16 protein-coding genes, 1 other RNA gene and 1 pseudogene are annotated in these 16,073 nt (G+C 58.4%); 5 read left to right on the plus strand and 13 right to left on the minus strand.

What is annotated here, in order from left to right; genetic code table 11:
* The first annotated feature begins 204 nt into the window (after window positions 1-204).
* Together pmrG and ACA052_RS03535 are read left to right on the plus strand one after the other, a co-directional pair.
* Window positions 205-876: a lipopolysaccharide core heptose(II)-phosphate phosphatase PmrG gene (gene pmrG / locus ACA052_RS03530; RefSeq protein ID WP_497648430.1), complete on the plus strand. Its 672-nt coding sequence runs from the start codon at window positions 205-207 to the stop codon at window positions 874-876.
* Window positions 877-884: 8 nt separating this feature from the next.
* Window positions 885-1,694, plus strand: a complete 810-nt coding sequence (locus ACA052_RS03535) for a phosphatase PAP2 family protein (protein WP_497650261.1) — start codon at window positions 885-887, stop codon at window positions 1,692-1,694.
* Window positions 1,695-1,870: 176 nt separating this feature from the next.
* Here the strand turns inward: ACA052_RS03535 and ACA052_RS03540 are convergent, their stop codons facing one another.
* From ACA052_RS03540 to ACA052_RS03565, 6 genes are all read right to left on the minus strand, one after another.
* Window positions 1,871-2,131 carry a DUF6124 family protein gene (locus ACA052_RS03540; protein WP_497648431.1) on the minus strand — a complete coding sequence of 87 codons (261 nt, stop codon included), beginning with the start codon at window positions 2,129-2,131 and terminating at the stop codon, window positions 1,871-1,873.
* Between the two features lie 443 nt (window positions 2,132-2,574).
* A complete protein-coding gene (locus ACA052_RS03545) occupies window positions 2,575-4,014 on the minus strand; it encodes an ArnT family glycosyltransferase (RefSeq protein ID WP_497648432.1) in 1,440 nt (479 codons plus the stop codon).
* Window positions 4,015-4,097: 83 nt separating this feature from the next.
* Window positions 4,098-5,120 (minus strand): sensor histidine kinase, encoded by a 1,023-nt coding sequence (locus tag ACA052_RS03550; protein ID WP_497648433.1) that lies wholly within the window; start codon window positions 5,118-5,120, stop codon window positions 4,098-4,100.
* Window positions 5,121-5,129: 9 nt separating this feature from the next.
* Window positions 5,130-6,590 (minus strand): ATPase domain-containing protein, encoded by a 1,461-nt coding sequence (locus tag ACA052_RS03555; protein ID WP_497648434.1) that lies wholly within the window; start codon window positions 6,588-6,590, stop codon window positions 5,130-5,132.
* Window positions 6,587-7,216 carry a hypothetical protein gene (locus ACA052_RS03560; protein ID WP_497648435.1) on the minus strand — a complete coding sequence of 210 codons (630 nt, stop codon included), beginning with the start codon at window positions 7,214-7,216 and terminating at the stop codon, window positions 6,587-6,589. Before ACA052_RS03560 ends, ACA052_RS03555 begins: the two co-directional genes overlap by 4 nt.
* 28 nt (window positions 7,217-7,244) lie before the next feature.
* Window positions 7,245-8,651: a DUF2252 domain-containing protein gene (locus ACA052_RS03565; protein ID WP_497648436.1), complete on the minus strand. Its 1,407-nt coding sequence runs from the start codon at window positions 8,649-8,651 to the stop codon at window positions 7,245-7,247.
* Between the two features lie 166 nt (window positions 8,652-8,817).
* On the opposite strand from ACA052_RS03565, the gene ACA052_RS03570 reads away from it, so the two are divergent.
* Window positions 8,818-9,069, plus strand: a complete 252-nt coding sequence (locus ACA052_RS03570) for a helix-turn-helix transcriptional regulator (RefSeq protein WP_497648437.1) — start codon at window positions 8,818-8,820, stop codon at window positions 9,067-9,069.
* Window positions 9,066-9,647 (plus strand): annotated as a pseudogene (locus ACA052_RS03575) (HipA N-terminal domain-containing protein); the annotation flags it as partial. The gene ACA052_RS03570 and the pseudogene ACA052_RS03575, both read left to right, overlap by 4 nt.
* A gap of 223 nt (window positions 9,648-9,870) precedes the next feature.
* Here the strand turns inward: ACA052_RS03575 and ACA052_RS03580 are convergent.
* From ACA052_RS03580 to ACA052_RS03605, 6 genes are all read right to left on the minus strand, one after another.
* Window positions 9,871-11,184, minus strand: a complete 1,314-nt coding sequence (locus ACA052_RS03580) for a nucleotide sugar dehydrogenase (protein ID WP_497648438.1) — start codon at window positions 11,182-11,184, stop codon at window positions 9,871-9,873.
* A 70-nt stretch (window positions 11,185-11,254) separates the two neighbouring features.
* Window positions 11,255-12,235 carry a glycosyltransferase gene (locus ACA052_RS03585; RefSeq protein WP_497648439.1) on the minus strand — a complete coding sequence of 327 codons (981 nt, stop codon included), beginning with the start codon at window positions 12,233-12,235 and terminating at the stop codon, window positions 11,255-11,257.
* A 1-nt stretch (window position 12,236) separates the two neighbouring features.
* Window positions 12,237-13,376: a hypothetical protein gene (locus ACA052_RS03590; RefSeq protein ID WP_497648440.1), complete on the minus strand. Its 1,140-nt coding sequence runs from the start codon at window positions 13,374-13,376 to the stop codon at window positions 12,237-12,239.
* A complete protein-coding gene (locus ACA052_RS03595) occupies window positions 13,373-14,149 on the minus strand; it encodes a hypothetical protein (protein WP_497648441.1) in 777 nt (258 codons plus the stop codon). The genes ACA052_RS03590 and ACA052_RS03595 overlap by 4 nt, the downstream gene beginning before the upstream one ends.
* Before the next feature lie 561 nt (window positions 14,150-14,710).
* Window positions 14,711-15,108, minus strand: a transfer-messenger RNA (tmRNA) gene (gene ssrA / locus ACA052_RS03600).
* Between the two features lie 94 nt (window positions 15,109-15,202).
* Window positions 15,203-15,481, minus strand: a complete 279-nt coding sequence (locus tag ACA052_RS03605) for a PA2433 domain-containing protein (protein ID WP_497648442.1) — start codon at window positions 15,479-15,481, stop codon at window positions 15,203-15,205.
* On the opposite strand from ACA052_RS03605, the gene ACA052_RS03610 reads away from it, so the two are divergent.
* Window positions 15,480-15,668: a hypothetical protein gene (locus tag ACA052_RS03610; protein ID WP_497648443.1), complete on the plus strand. Its 189-nt coding sequence runs from the start codon at window positions 15,480-15,482 to the stop codon at window positions 15,666-15,668. The two genes, ACA052_RS03605 and ACA052_RS03610, sit on opposite strands and share 2 nt — an antisense overlap.
* An 87-nt stretch (window positions 15,669-15,755) precedes the next feature.
* On the opposite strand, the gene ACA052_RS03615 is transcribed toward ACA052_RS03610, so the two are convergent.
* Window positions 15,756-16,028: a PA2433 domain-containing protein gene (locus ACA052_RS03615; protein WP_497648444.1), complete on the minus strand. Its 273-nt coding sequence runs from the start codon at window positions 16,026-16,028 to the stop codon at window positions 15,756-15,758.
* Window positions 16,029-16,073: the final 45 nt, after the last annotated feature.

Consider the following 16,073-nt stretch of genomic DNA (forward strand, 5'->3'; position numbering starts at 1 on the left):
GAGCTGAAAGGTTTTTGCAGGCAAGATCAAAAGATCGCAGCCTGCGGCAGCTCCTACACAGGAATATGCGTTTCCCTGTAGGAGCTGCCGCAGGCTGCGATCTTTTAAGCTTTTTTTCACATGTCTTTCACTGGCTGCCAACGAGAGCCTCTCTAACCTCCGCGCATCGAATGCAACAGATGCGTGCCGGTGAGGCGGCCAGATGTGGAATTGAGACTGAGCCTGTTCGGGAAAAAACGCTCGATTGACCTGAGCCGTTGGACTCGTTATCGAAATACTGCGGTCGTGCTGGCCTCGGCGTTGTTGGTGATTCCCCTGACCGTCTGGCTGTTGCAGCCTGCTGCCGTGCCGGACCTGGCCCATGGCAATGTGGCCGGGGCGCAAGCGTTGGCCGCGGGTTGGGGCAGCGGCGACATGATTGTGCTGGTGCGTCACGTCGAGCGCTGCGATCACTCGTCGGCCGCTTGCCTGACCGGCAACGATGGCATCACCGATCGCTCCCGTAGCGTGGCGGTCGCGGTCGGCGCGCAGTTCGAGCAATTAGGGTTGGGTCACGCCGATATCTACAACAGTCCGACGATTCGTACGGCACAGACCGCCAGCTATATGTTCAATAAGGTGGGCGTCGATGAAGACTGGCTGATCAATTGCAAAGGCACGATGCTGCGTGATGCCTTGGCGCACAAAGTAGCGGGGCGTAATTTGATTCTCGTGACCCACAGCGAATGCATGTCGCAACTTGAAAAAGACCTCAAGTTGTCGACCTCCACCCTCGGTTACGGGGCCTCTTTGTTTGTCTCTGCCGAAACGCCGCAGACACCGCGGATACTCGGCTTTATTGAAGCCTCTGACTGGCGCTCGGTGACCCCCCAATGAGTAATTCCATGCGCTTTTACGGCTCCAATTTCGGTATTCCACTGGCCTGCGCGGCGGTGGTGTTCCTGATGTTCGACATGACCCACATCGACATTGCATTCAGCAATCTTCTTTTTGACCCGGTGGCCCAGAACTTCCCGCTCGACCACGTTCACTTCTTTGAAAGGCTTACCCACAAGTGGGCGCGGATCATCCCGAACTGGACCGCCGAAATTGCCTTGATCGGCGCGATGCTGTCCTTTGTCTGGCCACTGATCAACACGCAAAAGCATCCGCGTCTTGGCGGCTTTCTGGAGCGGAGCAAGGCTGCACCCGTGCTGCGGTTTGCCAACGCGCATCGTCGGGATTTTCTGTTCGTGGTGTTCGCGTTTGCGATTTGTACCGGTGTGATCCATTTCCTCAAGTCGCACACCAGCGTGTACTGCCCGATTGAAACGACCCTCTACGGTGGGAAAATGGCCCATATCGAGTGGTACAACAACTTCCAGTTGTTCAGGGAAGCCGGCGATGGCCGGTGCTGGCCGGGCGGGCATGCCTCGGGCGGTTTCACCATGCTGGCGTTGTATTTCGTGGCACGCCGTTATCGCTGGCGCTATGCCAAAGCGGTCATGTGGGGCTCGCTGTTGCTCGGTTTTGTCTATGGCACGACGCGGGTGCTGCAAGGCTGGCACTACATGTCCCACACCTTCTGGGCCGGGATCTTCGTGTGGCTGGCATGTTTGCTGACGGCGCTGGCGTTTTATGGGCGAGCGCGGCTGGAGAGGCCGGTGTTGCAAAAGGCTGAAAAGCGGGTGTTGGTGGCTGAGGCTGTCAGTTGAGATAGGTATTGAACGGCGAAACCCGCAATCCGAGTAGGGACTGCGGGTTTTTTATTGCCCGGGAAACCGCCTTCGCGAGCAAGCCCGCTCCCACATTGGACCGAGTTGTGAAGTGAGGATGCGGTCAAATGTGGGAGCGGGCTTGCTCGCGAAGAACGATGACGCGGTAAGCCTGCCTACTCCTGTGGATCGACGTTATCCAGCGCCCGGTTCACGGCCAACTCCGCCAGCATGACGACCTGCGCAATGGCCAGCGCCGTGTTGCGCTGCGAGCCGTCCAGGTAGGTGGCCAAATCGCTGGTCATGACGCTGGCAGACGCCAATGACTCACAGGCATGGGCGAGGAGGCTTTCGGTGTTGATGTCGGGAAGGATCGTGAAGAAGGGGCTGGGGCGATAGGGTTTGGTGGCTGGGGGATCGGGGATTAATTTATCCACTTGAAAAATCCTTTTGTAGTCGGAGCCATCAATTGCCAATCTCACTCGGCGAAAAGGTGGCAGCTATGTGCGGAGTGAGATCACCGGCAAAAGGAACCCGGCCAGACCGAAGTCTGCCCGCACACAGCCGCCATAAAGTATTGCGGACAGCGAATAAGCTGGCGGCAATTATGGGTGGGCTGGAGCTAGTTTCCAATTGCTAAGCCGGGGATCTCACACCCGATCACTGAGTTTTCAGTGACAGCCAAAGACTAAAGAGCCCGCTTCCGACCGACAACCTTAAAGATCTGTAGGTCTTTTCTGCTTTTTGGGTAGGTCATGTCTTGTAATGAAGAAGACATCGTCGTCGACAATGCGGCCGCTATCGCGAGCAGGCTCGCTCCCACAAGGGAACGCATTCCACTGTGGGAGCGGGCTTGCTCGCGAAGAACGATGACACGGTCTCACTGCCCGACGAAGTAATAATCCTGACGCCCAACCCGCATCACCTTCAGCACTTTCAACGGTGCCTGCGGTTCGCTGTCTCCAGCCATAACCGCCACGTTGGACGCCGAAGCACTCAGAAACCCATGCAGCTGCGCCTCGGTATCCAGCCCTTTGAGCACACTCTGCGTATAAAACACACTGGCGCCACCCACCCGCTCATTGGCCTGGAACATTGCGACCTGCTGCCCGTTGGCCTGCATCGTCTGGATCTGTTCGGTCAGCGGCAAAAACGACAGTTTGCGATCAGCGTGTGGCAGCGCCCATTGGGCGGCGGCGAGGTAGCTGGCGATCACCACGGCGAGCACGCCAATAGCCAGGCCCTGACGATGACGCGCGATGCGACCCAACAGGTTCGAGGCGCCGTCGTAACGCTTCAGCCTTTCGAACAGAACGCTCGCATATTCGGCGGCAATGACTGCTGCCGCGGGCGTCATCGACATCAAGTAAACGGTGCGCTTGCTCGACGCCAGCGTCAGCATCACGAACTGCGCCAACACCCACAGCGTGAAGAACAACAAGTAACGATTGGCCATCAGGCTTCTACGGAAATGCCATAGCCCCAGGTACACCAGAATGTTCCACGGCAGAAAAGCCTGCGGCAGTTTGGCCAGGTAGTAATAGAACGGTTCGTAATGACCGGCTTCGACAAAGGAGCCGCTGAAGCGTCCGACACTGTTGGTCAGCAGCACCTCCGCCAATGCCTGGGTGCCGCCACGCTGATACAGCACGGCGAGCCAGATTACCAGCGGCACCAGGCCCAGTAGCGTCAGCAGTCCGGGCCGCAGCCAGTCCGAGACCTTCAGGCGCTTGTCCATCAGGCTCTCGGCCAGCAGAAACGCAAAGATCACCACCCCCGGCATCGCCAGGCCCAACACGCCTTTACTCAACGTCGCAATGGCAATCCCCGCCGCAAACAGCCACCCGTTACCGACGCTCGGCTGCCGATGACCCTGAAAAAATGCCAGCAGCGCCAGGGTCACGCCCAAGGCAAGCAACGCGTCTTCACCGACGCCACGCACATTGCTCCAGTAACTGGCCATGGTCGCCAGCAGCATCCCCGCCGTCCAGGCAATCGCCCTGGGGCGGCCGAACCGGCGCAGCATGGCGTACAGAATCATCACGCTGAACAACCCGGCAAACGCCGAGGCCAGTCGCACCGCCCACGGCGTGCCACCGAATGCGCGGATCGCCCCGGCATCGAGCCACAGGCTCAGGGGAGGTTTCTCCAGAAAAGGCTCACCGAACAATCGGGGCGTGACCCAATCGTTATCCACGTGCATTTCCATGGCGATCCCGGCCACCCGAGCCTCGGTGGAACCTTGCAGTTGGTGATTACCCAGGGCGAAGAAAAAAAGCAGGGCGGCAAGCAGAAACAATGAAGAGGCGGGGCGCGACATAGGCTTCTGATGACCGAAGGGGACCGGGAGGTCCGAGCATACGGGGTGAATGCTTAACGAATTGTGAATGCCCTGCGAAAAACTCAAACCGCCAGCGGCAGGGTCACGATAAAGGTACTGCCCTGGCCATCGCCGTCGCTCATGCCGATCACCGTGCCGCCATGGGCCTCGACCAATTCACGCACCACCGTCAAGCCGATACCGAGGCCGGCACCGTTGAAGCCGACCGCATGAACATCCTGCACAAACGGTTCGAAGATAAACGGTAGCGCCTTGGCCGAAATACCGATGCCACTGTCGCAAATGCTCAACTCCAGCAGGTCGGCCTCGGTGGTGACCGACAGCGTGACCGTGCCGCCCGCGGGTGTGTATTTGGCGGCGTTACCCAGCAGGTTGCCGAGAATCTGCATGAGACGCACCGGATCACCGTCTACAGCGAGTGTGCATGCGGGCAGTTCGGCGGTGAAATGCAAATGGTGAGCCGTCATTAACGGGCTGCACACGTCGATGGCCTGATGGATGATCTGCACCATGTCCACGCTGCGGCGATCCAGTCGCAGTTTGCCGGTGCTGGCGCGGGAGACGTCGAGCAAATCGTCCACCAGCCGCGTCATGTGCTGCACTTGGCCTTCGATCAGTGCCTGCATCCTCGGCAGTTCTGCACTGGGCACCCGCACCAGTCGGCCGGCGATCATGCTGATCGGCGTCAGCGGGTTGCGCAGCTCGTGGGCCACCAGCGTGAGGATATTTCGTTGCTGCGTCAGGCTGTGCTCGGCCGACGCTTGCAAGTGTTGCGCACTGAGGACGGCCAGCACCAATTGTTCGTTGGCTTCGCGCATCTCCAGGTAACGCTGCTGTTCTTTGGCGGAGCGCTGGGGTTTTTCGGCATCGGACTGCGCCAACAGAATCGCCAGGACCAGTTGCTGATTGGCCTCGATCAATTGCTCGACTTGCTGACTGTCGGCGAGCTGGGTGTTGGCCTCGCTGAGCTCTTTTTGCAGTGCCGCGAGCACGGCGCGCGCCTCGACGGTTTTCTGGCCGAGCAGGAACAGTTCGCGAGCGGCCGTGGTGGTCGCTTGCTCATTCTTGCCATTGGCCTCATTCATGATGTTTGCTCATCCCTCATCGTTGCCCAGACGCCGCCGGGTCGGCCGACCTCCGAGCAGACCTTCCTGGTCCGGCAGCATTTCGCCGACCTGCAAGCCCTTATCGTCGATACTGTACAGGCGCAGTTCATCGGAGTGGGCGCTGGCCCGCACTTTGACCACGGCCATGATGCGCAACAGACGGCTCTGCACTTCAATGTAGCGCTGAACGATGATTGCGTCGGTGAGAAATGCCGTGCCGTAAGGGCTGAAGCGCAGATCGGTGTAGCGGTCTTCCAGCTCCGAGGTCATCAACACGCTGACCCCCGCGCTGGTCAGGGCAGTGACCATGCGCGACAGCGACTCGCGAAAGTCCTCGCGGAAAGTCGGTGCCAGTGCCAGTTCGAAGCCTGACAAAGAGTCGATCACCACGCGGGTGGCTTTCAGCCGGGTAATCTCACTCAACAGCAACTGCACGATTTCATCGATGGACAGGTCTGGCGCGCGGCTGTCCACCAGCCCGACCTGTCCATTTTTGATCAGACCGGCGAGGGTGGCATTCTGCGAGTGATTAGGCCGTTGCTCGAACACGGCGATCACGCCGGTTTCGCCATTGCGCGCGCCTTCAGCGAGGAAGGTCGAGGCCAGTATGCTTTTGCCCGAGCCCGACGGCCCGGCGACCAGCAAGGAGTACCCCCGGGGCAGACCGCCACCCAACATCTCGTCGAGCTGTGGCACGCCCATTTTCAGACGCTTGATCGGGAACTCCAGGGGCACTTCGACCCGGTTGAGGGTGGCGGGCGCAAACACCTTGATCCCCGAGGTGGCGATGCGGAAGGTGTGCAGCCCTGGCAGGGTTGGCTGGCCGCGCATCTTCATGATTTCCATCTTGCGCACCATGGAATTGCGCTGAACGCTCTGGCGCAACCAGATCAGACCATCGGCCACGGTGAAAATCGGGTTGGTATCGGTTTCGGTAAAGTATTCGCCGATGAGGAAGGTCGTCGCCTGCCAGGTGGTCATCAACATGCCCAGTTGCTGGACGAACTGCGGCAGGTTGTTGTTCGGGTTGTCCTGGGTCTGGCTCGCCAGCACCACGGACCGGAATGAGTCGACGAACACCAGCGCCGGGGAGTGCGCCTCGACCTCACTGACGATACGCCGCAGCACTTCATCCAGATTCCCGGCCAGGGTGTCGTCGGCCAGGTTGACGTAGCGAATCGACTGGTTGATCGCTTCGCTGTCGAAAAAGTCGAATTGTTGCTGGTAACGCAGCATCTTCAGCGGTGGCTCGCCGAGCACGGTAAAGAACAGCGCCGGGCGCTCAGGCGTCGCCAGGGCGAACATCATCTGATGCGCCAGGGTGGTTTTACCGCAGCCAGGAGGGCCAGCGATCAGGTTGAACGAAAACTCCGGCAATCCTCCGCCCAGCACCTCGTCCAGTCCTGGCACGCCGGTGGCCAGGCGGTTGATAGTCACTTTGGTGCTCATGGCGAATTTTCCTGCGAAGGGGTGTCGCTCAAAGAAGGTTCCCACACGCCACGAAGCAAACGTGCGGTGAGCGAGGGCCCGATCAGCGTGGTCAGCAACTCGTAGAAGGTAGTCAGCAACACTTCACCGAAAAACAGCGCATCGGCTTCACTTTGCTCGACGAGCACGGATTTGAGAGCGTTCAGATCCAGGGAGGCCGGCACACGGTCATAGCTGCCGGCCAAACGCGGATGCCTGGAGGCACACAGATGAAGACTGCGGCGATAAAGCGCGGCAACCCCAAGCTGGCCGATGATGGGCGTGAGGGCTGCGTCCATATCCTGCAATATCGATGCGATCGCTTGCGCGACTGTTGCAGTGTCAGCGTTGGGGCCAACGCGGTGCACCAGAGAAGCTACGATCTGGCGGCTCTCTTCGCTTAGCGTGGACATGGCTAACTGATATCTGATGGACAGAGTTTGATGGTACACCCTATGACGGCGTCGCGAGGGATTCGCACCAAATGAGGCAAAAAACAGGCAAAAAAAAAGCCCGCGGGAGGGCGGGCAAACCGTAGTTTCTTGAATGAGCGAGCGCAATGTACCGGTTGGCGCGCGAAAGTGGGGTGAAGAAAAATTCATCTGCATGAAAGCCCACCCCCGGCGCCGCAGCACGCTATGGCAAATGATCTGCCGCAAAGTCCGCGTCCGAACGCGCCCGTAACTGGCCTTTGCGGCAAGCCATCTGGAAGCGTTCGAAATCGCGCTCATTTTGCTCGGTGTAGCTTTGCGCATATTTGAACAGCGCGTCCGCCAGCGCATCGCCCTTGCCGATGTAGCCGCTGATCTGCGCGGCTTGGCCGGACGATTTGGCATGGGCACGGGCCAGGGCGCGGCCACAGATGCGTCCATAGGCGGCGAAGGATTCGGCATCGAAATTTTCCAGTTCGGCCGAGATTTTCATGTCGCGCAGCTGGCGCACATAAAAGTGTCGACCGCTGGGGCCGGTGGTCCATCCCAGGAACAGGTCGCTGGCCGATTGCATCAACCGCTGGCCATCGACCACGCGTTGACCGTTGTGCCGCACCCGTGATTTTGTTTTCACGTAGTCGGCGAGTACCGAACGGCGTGCTTCCTTGAATTGCAGGAACAGCGGGAACTCCTGTTCATCGGTCAACAGGGCCACCAGGCAGCGGGTGCCGACACTGCCGACGCCCACCACCTTGAACGCCATGTCATGCACATGAAAACGCGATAACAAATCACGACGATCGGCCTGCAGCGTGCCTCGGTAGTCGTTCATGAACGTATCGTAGAGCGGCCGCCAGTCCGAGAGGCGCAGCCAGTCATCGTCGGCATCCAGCATCGTAGTGTTTTTGTGCAGGTGGAAAATTTCCGGCAGGTCATCGCGAATAATCAGACGGCCTTGTGCGTCACGCTCACTGATTTTCGGCAGGAGTTCGGCATGGGTGCGCTGTTCGGCTTTCTCGAGGGCGCGCTCCACATGCTCCAGGGTGCTTTTACTGGCCTGCTGCAGCAAATCGTCATAACTGATGGCTTCGTACCAGGTGTCCAGCGCACTTTGTTCGGCGCATTCGAGCATGGTCTGCTGGTAGGCGCCGACCACTTGCCGGCAAACGGTTTCTTCCACCGTGTCGCCATGGCGCAGGTCACGTGCAGCGACCACGAAACTCGCCACCAGCCTTTTCAAGTCCCATTCCCAGGGCCCGGGATGGGCTTCGTCGAAATCATTCACGCTAAACAGCAGGTTGCGCTCGGGCGTGGCAAAACCACCAAAGTTCATCAGGTGACTGTCGCCACAGATCGGTGAAACCAGGCCCATGTTCTGAGTGCCGGCCAGGTCGTGGGCCTGCAGCAGCGCGTTGCCACGATAGAAAGTGAGCGGCGACACCAGCATGCGCCCGTAACGCAGCTCGACCAGCGAGTTGACCCGGCCCTCGCTCGACGCTTTGATCAGCGGCAGCGGGTCGCGATTTATTTTTCCTACGCACGCCTGCGAGCTGCGGGAGCAGCGCTTGCGGGCATCCTTGCCTTGCTTGAAGCGTTCTTTGAGGGTGGTCATGGAGGCTCGTTTGGTGGGGATGGGCTGGGTGCGGGTTGAGTGTAGAAGGGCTTTGCGGGGTTGGATGAGTCGTAGGAGAGAAAGGATATTGGCGGAAACAGCATCGAGGGTCGCTATAATGTCGTGTATACGATACATTTAATTATAAATGTCACGGATACAGAACATGGATTATGCGCTGCTAATCTCCCGCCTCGGTAGCCAAATACGTGAACGGCGTATAAATCGCGGCCTGACACAAGCAGGTCTTGCCGAACTCGCCGGGTTAACCCGGCAGAAAGTCATCGCCGTGGAAAAGGGCACTCTTACCGTCGCCATGATCGCTTATGCACGAGTCCTGGGTGCGTTGGATTGTGAGTTCGCTGTCATTCCGGCGGCCATGCCGACCCTTGAAGAACTTGGGGCACTGTTCGAATGAAAATGACCTCTCTCAAAGTCAGCACGCCAGAGGGCGCCAGTGGCCGGATACTTACCAGCGCCGAGGAATTCATCTTCCGCTATCACGAAGATGCATCGCCCAACATGGCCATTAGTTTGTCGATGCCGGTACGGGCCGACGAGTTTCGTCGGCGAGAACTGCACCCTGTTTTTCAGATGAATCTGCCCGAAGGATATGTACTGGAACAGCTACGTAATCGACTGGCAAAAACTGTAAACGTCGATCCGATGCTACTGCTTGCTCTTTCTGGTAGCAGTTCGCCAATTGGCAGGGTTCAGGTACGTTCCGAAACGGTTGATACATTGCTTGGGGAGCAACAGTTTCCGGGCGAAAAGCTCAATGAAATTTTGACTTGGGACGGTACCGAAGACATCTTCGCCAGTCTTCTTGATCGCTACATCTTGCGGGCAGGCATTTCGGGTGTCCAACCGAAGGTGTTGGTGCCAGAAAATCAGGGCGCCGAGTTGTCACGAGTCACCTCAAAAACCTCGGATTTGATTATCAAAAGTGGCCGGGACGAGTTTCCAGGTTTGGCGATCAACGAGTTTCTTTGCTTGCACTGACGTTTGCGTAGCGTTCATGTCTTGGGCTAAACGCTACACCTCTGTCGAGACGTCGATGATCAGGAGGGCTTGGTGCCTAGGCGTCTCCGATGTGGGAGCGAGCTTGCTCGCGATGGACTAAAGAGCGCCGCGTTTAGCCAGTAGAAACGCGTTATCGTTAACGACCATCGTCGGAACGCCGCCCGGAGCAAGCTTGCTCCTACAGTTGAGCCAGCGCTTACGCGCGGATGACGTTGGCGGCGGGTTCGCGGAATTTGCCGCGGCTGTCTACCAGCAGCTGTGCGTGGCGACCGATCATTGCGTAGTCGAAACGGTCGTGGTCGGTGGCCAGCACCACGGCGTCATAACTGGCCAGGCTTTCCGGGCTCAGATCCTGGCTGTCGAGTTTGAACTGGTACTCGCCATGGCCGTTGAATTGGGCGATGTGCGGGTCACTGTAGGCGATGTCGCTGCCGCGCTGTTGTACCAGTTTCATGATTTCCAGGGCCGGCGACTCGCGCATGTCGTCGATGTTCTTTTTATAGGCGATGCCCAGCACCAGCACTTTGCTGTTTTTCAGGGCTTTGCCTTCGTTGTTCAGGCCTTCGACCAGTTTGCTGACCACGTACTCGGGCATGCCCTGGTTAATTTCCCCCGACAGTTCGATGAAGCGGGTGTGCAGGCCATAGGCGCGAGCTTTCCAGGTCAGGTAGAACGGGTCGATCGGTATGCAGTGGCCGCCAAGGCCGGGGCCTGGGTAGTAGGGGGTGAAGCCGAAGGGTTTGGTCGAGGCGGCATCGACCACTTCGAAGATGTCGATGCCCATTTTGTCGGCCACGATCTTCATTTCGTTGACCAGGCCAATGTTGACGGCGCGGTGGATGTTTTCCAGCAGTTTGGTCAGCTCTGCAGCTTTGGTTGAGCTGACCTGCACGATGCGGTCGATGGCCTGTTCGTAAAGAGCGACGCCCACTTCCAGGCAGGCCGGGGTGGTGCCGCCGACGACTTTGGGAATGGTTTGGGTGTCGAAGCGCTGGTTGCCCGGGTCTTCACGCTCCGGGCTGTACACCAGGAAAACGTCCTTGCCTACGGCGAGGCCCTGATTGCGGATGCGCGGCAACAACTCTTCGTCAGTGGTGCCCGGGTAGGTGGTGCTTTCCAGCGAGACGATCTGACCGGGGCGCAGGAAGGGCGCAATGTTGTCTGCGGTGCCGATCACATAGCTCATGTCCGGTTCGCGGTATTCGTTGAGTGGGGTGGGCACGCACAGGATCAGCGCATCGCACTCGCTGACGCGAGCGAAGTTGGCGGTGGCTTCGAAGCCAGCGGCGCGGGCCTGGGCGATGCGTTCGCCGTGGATGTGCTCGATGTAGCTCATGCCATCGTTGAGCATGTCGATTTTGTGCTGGTCGATGTCGATGCCCAGTACGCGGTAGCCGGCGGCCGTGTAGCGCAACATCAGCGGCAGGCCGACATAGCCCAGGCCGACGATGCCGATGATCGCTTCACGACTTTTGAACCGCGCGATCGTGGAGCTCTTGATATCACTCATTGCAGCGTAATCCCGTTAAACATAATAATTTTTTAGGGCCCACCGGTAGGCGATGGGCGACCGGCCTTGTTCAGTGACAGGCCTGGCGCTGGCGCGTGATGCGCCGCATCAGCCGTTCGAACACGCCACGCGGTGCTAGCGCGACGGCTTTGGCGGGCAGTTCGATCACAGCGACGAAATCCGGCACACGCAAGGACAGCGCATGGCGGCTGTTGACCAGTGCCAGGCCGTTGCGGGCGATCTGTGCCAGCAGGGCCGGATCGTTTTGCAGTTGCTGGTATTTGTCGGCCGCTTCCTGCTGCGTGTCGTAGTGCACCACGTTGTGCATGTCGATCAGGCCCAGGGCCTGGTCTTCCGACGGTTGCCGCTTGGCCAGCAACAGGCAGCCGCAGGCCATGGCTTCGAAGTTCTTGGCCATGTATTCGTTGAAGCCGATGTCGGCGCTGATGAACACGGCGATGCGGTTGAGCAGGTGCAGATATTCCTGTGGGGTTTCGGTGCGCAGGGTTTGCATGGCAAAACGCTTGGCCATGCTTTCCAGCAGATAGCGCCTTTCGTTGTACACCTGGCTTTTGGTGCGGCCGATAAAGGCCAGCTCTATGTCGCGAGACGTCTCCAGGTTCTTCAGGGTGCTGTCGTCGAACGCCTTGGGAATGCAATAGGCATCGATTCCCTTGGCGATCAGGTAATCACGGATGAAGTAACTGGTGACCACGACGCGCGCATTGCTCAGCAAGGCGAAGTCTTTGGAGAACTGCTCGGTGTACTTGCTCTCGGCCACCAGTTCCTGACAGGCGTCCTCTTCGTAGAAAATCAAACCCTGGATTGAGCGCAACTCCTTGCAAGCCGAGCCGATGCGGCGCAGCGGAACGTCGAATAGCACGCGATCGTATGGGGTCAGATCCACCCGGGCGAGGTAGGTCTTGATGTTGTGCACTTCGGCCTTGCCCAGCTTATGAATTTCCACGTCGCTGAAGTGTGCGCAGAGTCCGGCAAACAGTGTGTCGAAGGAGCGCGCGCGTTGTTGACGCGTGACGATGAGCAGCTTCATTTCAAGGTCTTCCGTGGGGTGCGGGTAGCGGATACGCCTGGCTTTCGAGGAGGGTCAGGTAGTAGCGGGTTTCGTTGAGGTCATCGGTGCCGTGCAGCCAGTTCTGCTTGCCGTGGCGCAGGGACAGTTGCTTGCGAATGTTTTCCTTGAGCGCCGTCGCACCATTGGGCAGGCGGCATTTGATCAGTAGGGCCGGGGCGCTCAGCGTGTAGTGCTTGGACGCCAGCCAGTTGCCACCGCGGGCCCACCACAGCAACCGCTGTGTTTGCTGCTCGTCCAGTTCGATGTGTTCCACGCTGCCGGCGTGTTGCGCCAGGGCGTCGAGAATGTGCGCCTGGCAGGCAGGGTCGCGGGCCTCTTGGCGCGTGACCAGCACCACCAGGTCTTCGTCCAGCGCGGCAGCGTTTGCCAGCGCCTGCATTTGCGCGGCTTCGTGACGGTACAGGCAGTCGAGCCAGGCATCCTGGTCGGGCCAACGCTGAATCAGGTCGAAAGGCATTGACCAAGCCTGGCTCCGCAGCCACTGATGGGCCTGTAGCAAGCTCTCCAGGGGCGGCGGCGCAAAGCCTTCCTTACGCGCCTCGGCCTGCAGCAGGGCCGGGTAATTCTTTTTCGCCCCCAGGTGGCTGGTGTCGCTGCTGTCGGGCGACAGGCGCAAGCCACTGGCTTGGCGCTTGTGGTAGGTCAGGTGATACACCAGCGCAGGGATGTAGGCGTGCGGGGCGATGCGGTACCAGCCGCGGGGATCGGCGACGCGCGTGTCCAGCAGGTGCCGGGCACGGATGGGCGGGTAGTAGGGCATCTTGCGATAAGACAGGCCGTTGCGCCCGGAGTCGCTGTACAAGTCGAACTTGACCTTGTCGGCCTTTTTGCCAAGGTTGAAGAACGGCACGGCGGCGGCGATACGCGACAGGCTGCCGTGTTCCAGCAGCAGATCTACATCGTCGGCCACGCGACGGTCGAGCACTTGGGGCAGCTCGTCGTACCAGCGCAGCACCACGTATGTAACGCCCTGTGCATCGAGGTTGCGTAGAAATTGCGAAGGGTTGCGCAGGCGCAAGCTGAAGCCGCGATCGGCCTTGAGTTTTTTGCGCCAGCGCAGCAGGCGATAGTGCGTCAACAGCTGTTTAAGCAGTTTCATGAAAACATCCGGTAGCGTTGCGAACGCGACAGCTCACGCTCCTTGCCCAAATGAAAGCTGGCCAGGAGTGTGTCTTCAGGCTCGGTGAAAAGTGCCAGGCGTTGTTCAAGCAGCGTGTCGAACCAGTGGTCGTAGTCGCTGGAGAGCAGGCTGCTGCGGGCCCATTTCTGCCACAGGTAACCCAGGTAATAGGCGTACATCGCGCCGGGCTGGCGCTGCTGCCACGCCATGTATTCAAAGTCGATGATGCGGACGTTGTGGTGGGCGTCGAGCATCACGTTGCGGGAATTGAGGTCCAGGTGAAACACACCGTTTTGAGCCATTTGCAGCACCACCGGCTCGACCGCGTTCAGCGCTGTGAAGGGCGCATGGCCTGCTTCCAGTGTCTGTTGCAGGGTGTTGTAGCCTTCGAGGAACGGGTAGGCGACGACTTGGCGCGCGCACAGTAATGGATGGCTGCTTTCAAGATAGGCACGTACCGGCAGGCCGGGTAACGCGTGGTCATCAAAGCGCACGGCATTTGCACGCTCAGCCCAGCCATAGCGCTGGCCGTAAACCGGGCAGGGGAGTTTCCAGCGGGCTCGCCAACGTTGCTTCAGCCGGCGAATGTCAAACACCTTGAACACCAGGGCGCGGTGATTGCCGAGCCACACTTGGGTGTCGGCGTCTGGCTGACTCAAGCAGCGCAAACCACGGGCGTCTTTGATGAAGTGCTGCAGATCCAACTGTTCCGTCGCGGTGAGCTGCGGCGTGGCGAAAATTTGCTTGATCATGAATCCATTCGTTTTTGCAAAAGCCCCCCCCCTCGCGCTGATTCGACAATGCGAATAGCTCCATGGGGGACAAGCTTTGGGGCGTTGTTTTATTGCTTCAGCCAGTGGGATGGAGATGAAAGTAGTGGCCACTGGCCATAATTTGCCGCCATTTTGCCTTTAAAAAAATCAAGGGCAAGCTTTTTATTTAACGGCGTTTCCGCCATAGGTGGCGGGAGATGCGCATTATGAAAATCTTGTCATCAAAATGTAATCTTCCTTGTCGGGAAATTTCCTACAAACTTTAAATATTTTTCGTACGGTTTCTAGGCTGAGAACTGACGTGTCATCGGCCTGACGGCGTCTGTTGAGCAAGCCAAGGCGAGGGAGTGACCTGCAAGCAGGCGTATAACGGTCTTGCAAGTGAGGTTGTGTTCAGCCGGCAGAACGCCGAAAAGGAATGTCGCTGAAAAGTCGCTGGGAGGTGTAGGAACCGATAGGAGCTCACAACAACTTTTAGCAACATCTGGAAGCCCAGATGCAGCGAAGCCCGCACTGGGCGGGCTTCGTTGGGGTCTCAATTGGTGGAGCCGGGGGGATTTGAACCCCCGTCCGCCAGTACTCCGCTGTCGGTACTACATGCGTAGCCGTTTCTATTAAGTTAACCCTCAGCGACCCGAAGGGCAGGGTGCTTTGGGCGAGTTGTGTAAGTTTTAGCCGCTTCGTCCACAACGTACTGCACGGCGATTCTGTTCTATATGACAATCACTTCGAGTTTACAGACATCCTCTAGTGATTGCTGGACCCGAAGGTACCAGAAGCTCAGGGTCTAAGGCTGCTTACGCAGCGATAGCGAATTCCTGGCCGTATTTATCGTCATTGGCAACTATAAGTAGTTGCAACAGTGGATTTACGAGTTCTGTTACCAACTCGGCATGCACCTAAAGTTTCGCAACCGGCGTCGAATCCTAAACGGCCCCGAGCCTGTTGCCCTGTGAATCAAAGTGAGCAACAAGCCTGCGCAGTGTACGCCAACACACGACAAAGGCCAACCCGAAGGTTGGCCGCGACTGATCATGGCTTGGGTTGGTTGCTCAGACTGTCAGCACGGGTTAGGGCTTGGGTGGCTTCGGTGACGCATTTGTTGTCGTCCCCGTTGGCTTTTGAAGCTTCGGCGCTGGCCATCAGTCTTTTGACCTCCATCATGGAGTTATCGGAGGTCGCCGGCAGTGAATTCACTCTGCTTTTGAGCTCTTGCAGCTTGCTCGTACAAAGGTTGTTGTCCGCTGCAAATACGGGAGACGCCAACATTGCAGCAGAAATGAACAGACCCGCGAGTGCGGTACGTTTCATGGGTATCTCCGTCACGATTGATAAGGCCTACATAAAAGACTACGACATCGCGCAGGAATTCGGTTTTTGCAGAAAGGCGATGAAAAATACGGGCTTCTTTGGTGGCAAGCCATTACCAAACCCCAGATGCACCAAAACCCGCACTGGGCGGGTTTTGGTTTGCTGCGTATTGGGCGGAGCCGATTGAAGCGACCCCTAAACGGTCCCGAGCCTGTTGCTCTGTGAATCTCGATGAGCAACAAGCCTGGTGTACGCCAACAAGGCCCAGAAGGGGTTACTTCCCGCCTTTTTTCGCGTCCTGCAGGTCCTGGATGGTTTGGGTGGTCTCGGCGATGCAATCATCAGTCCCTTTCTTGGTGCCTAGTGCCTGATCGGCTTTGGCCTGCTTGACGCTGTCCGCTACCGTTTCAGTCATCTCAGGAGGAATCTGTGCCTTGGCATTCTCGATGGTTTTTATATTGACCGCACAGAGGTCTTCTGCGGCAAAAGAGGGAGAGGCCATCAGTGAGGCAGTAACGAACAGACCTAACAGTACAGAACGTTTCATGTATATCTCCTTGAACTGAGGGCCCAGGCATCGCTGGCCGTCAGG

The organism is Pseudomonas sp. LBUM1644 (assembly GCF_059716195.1).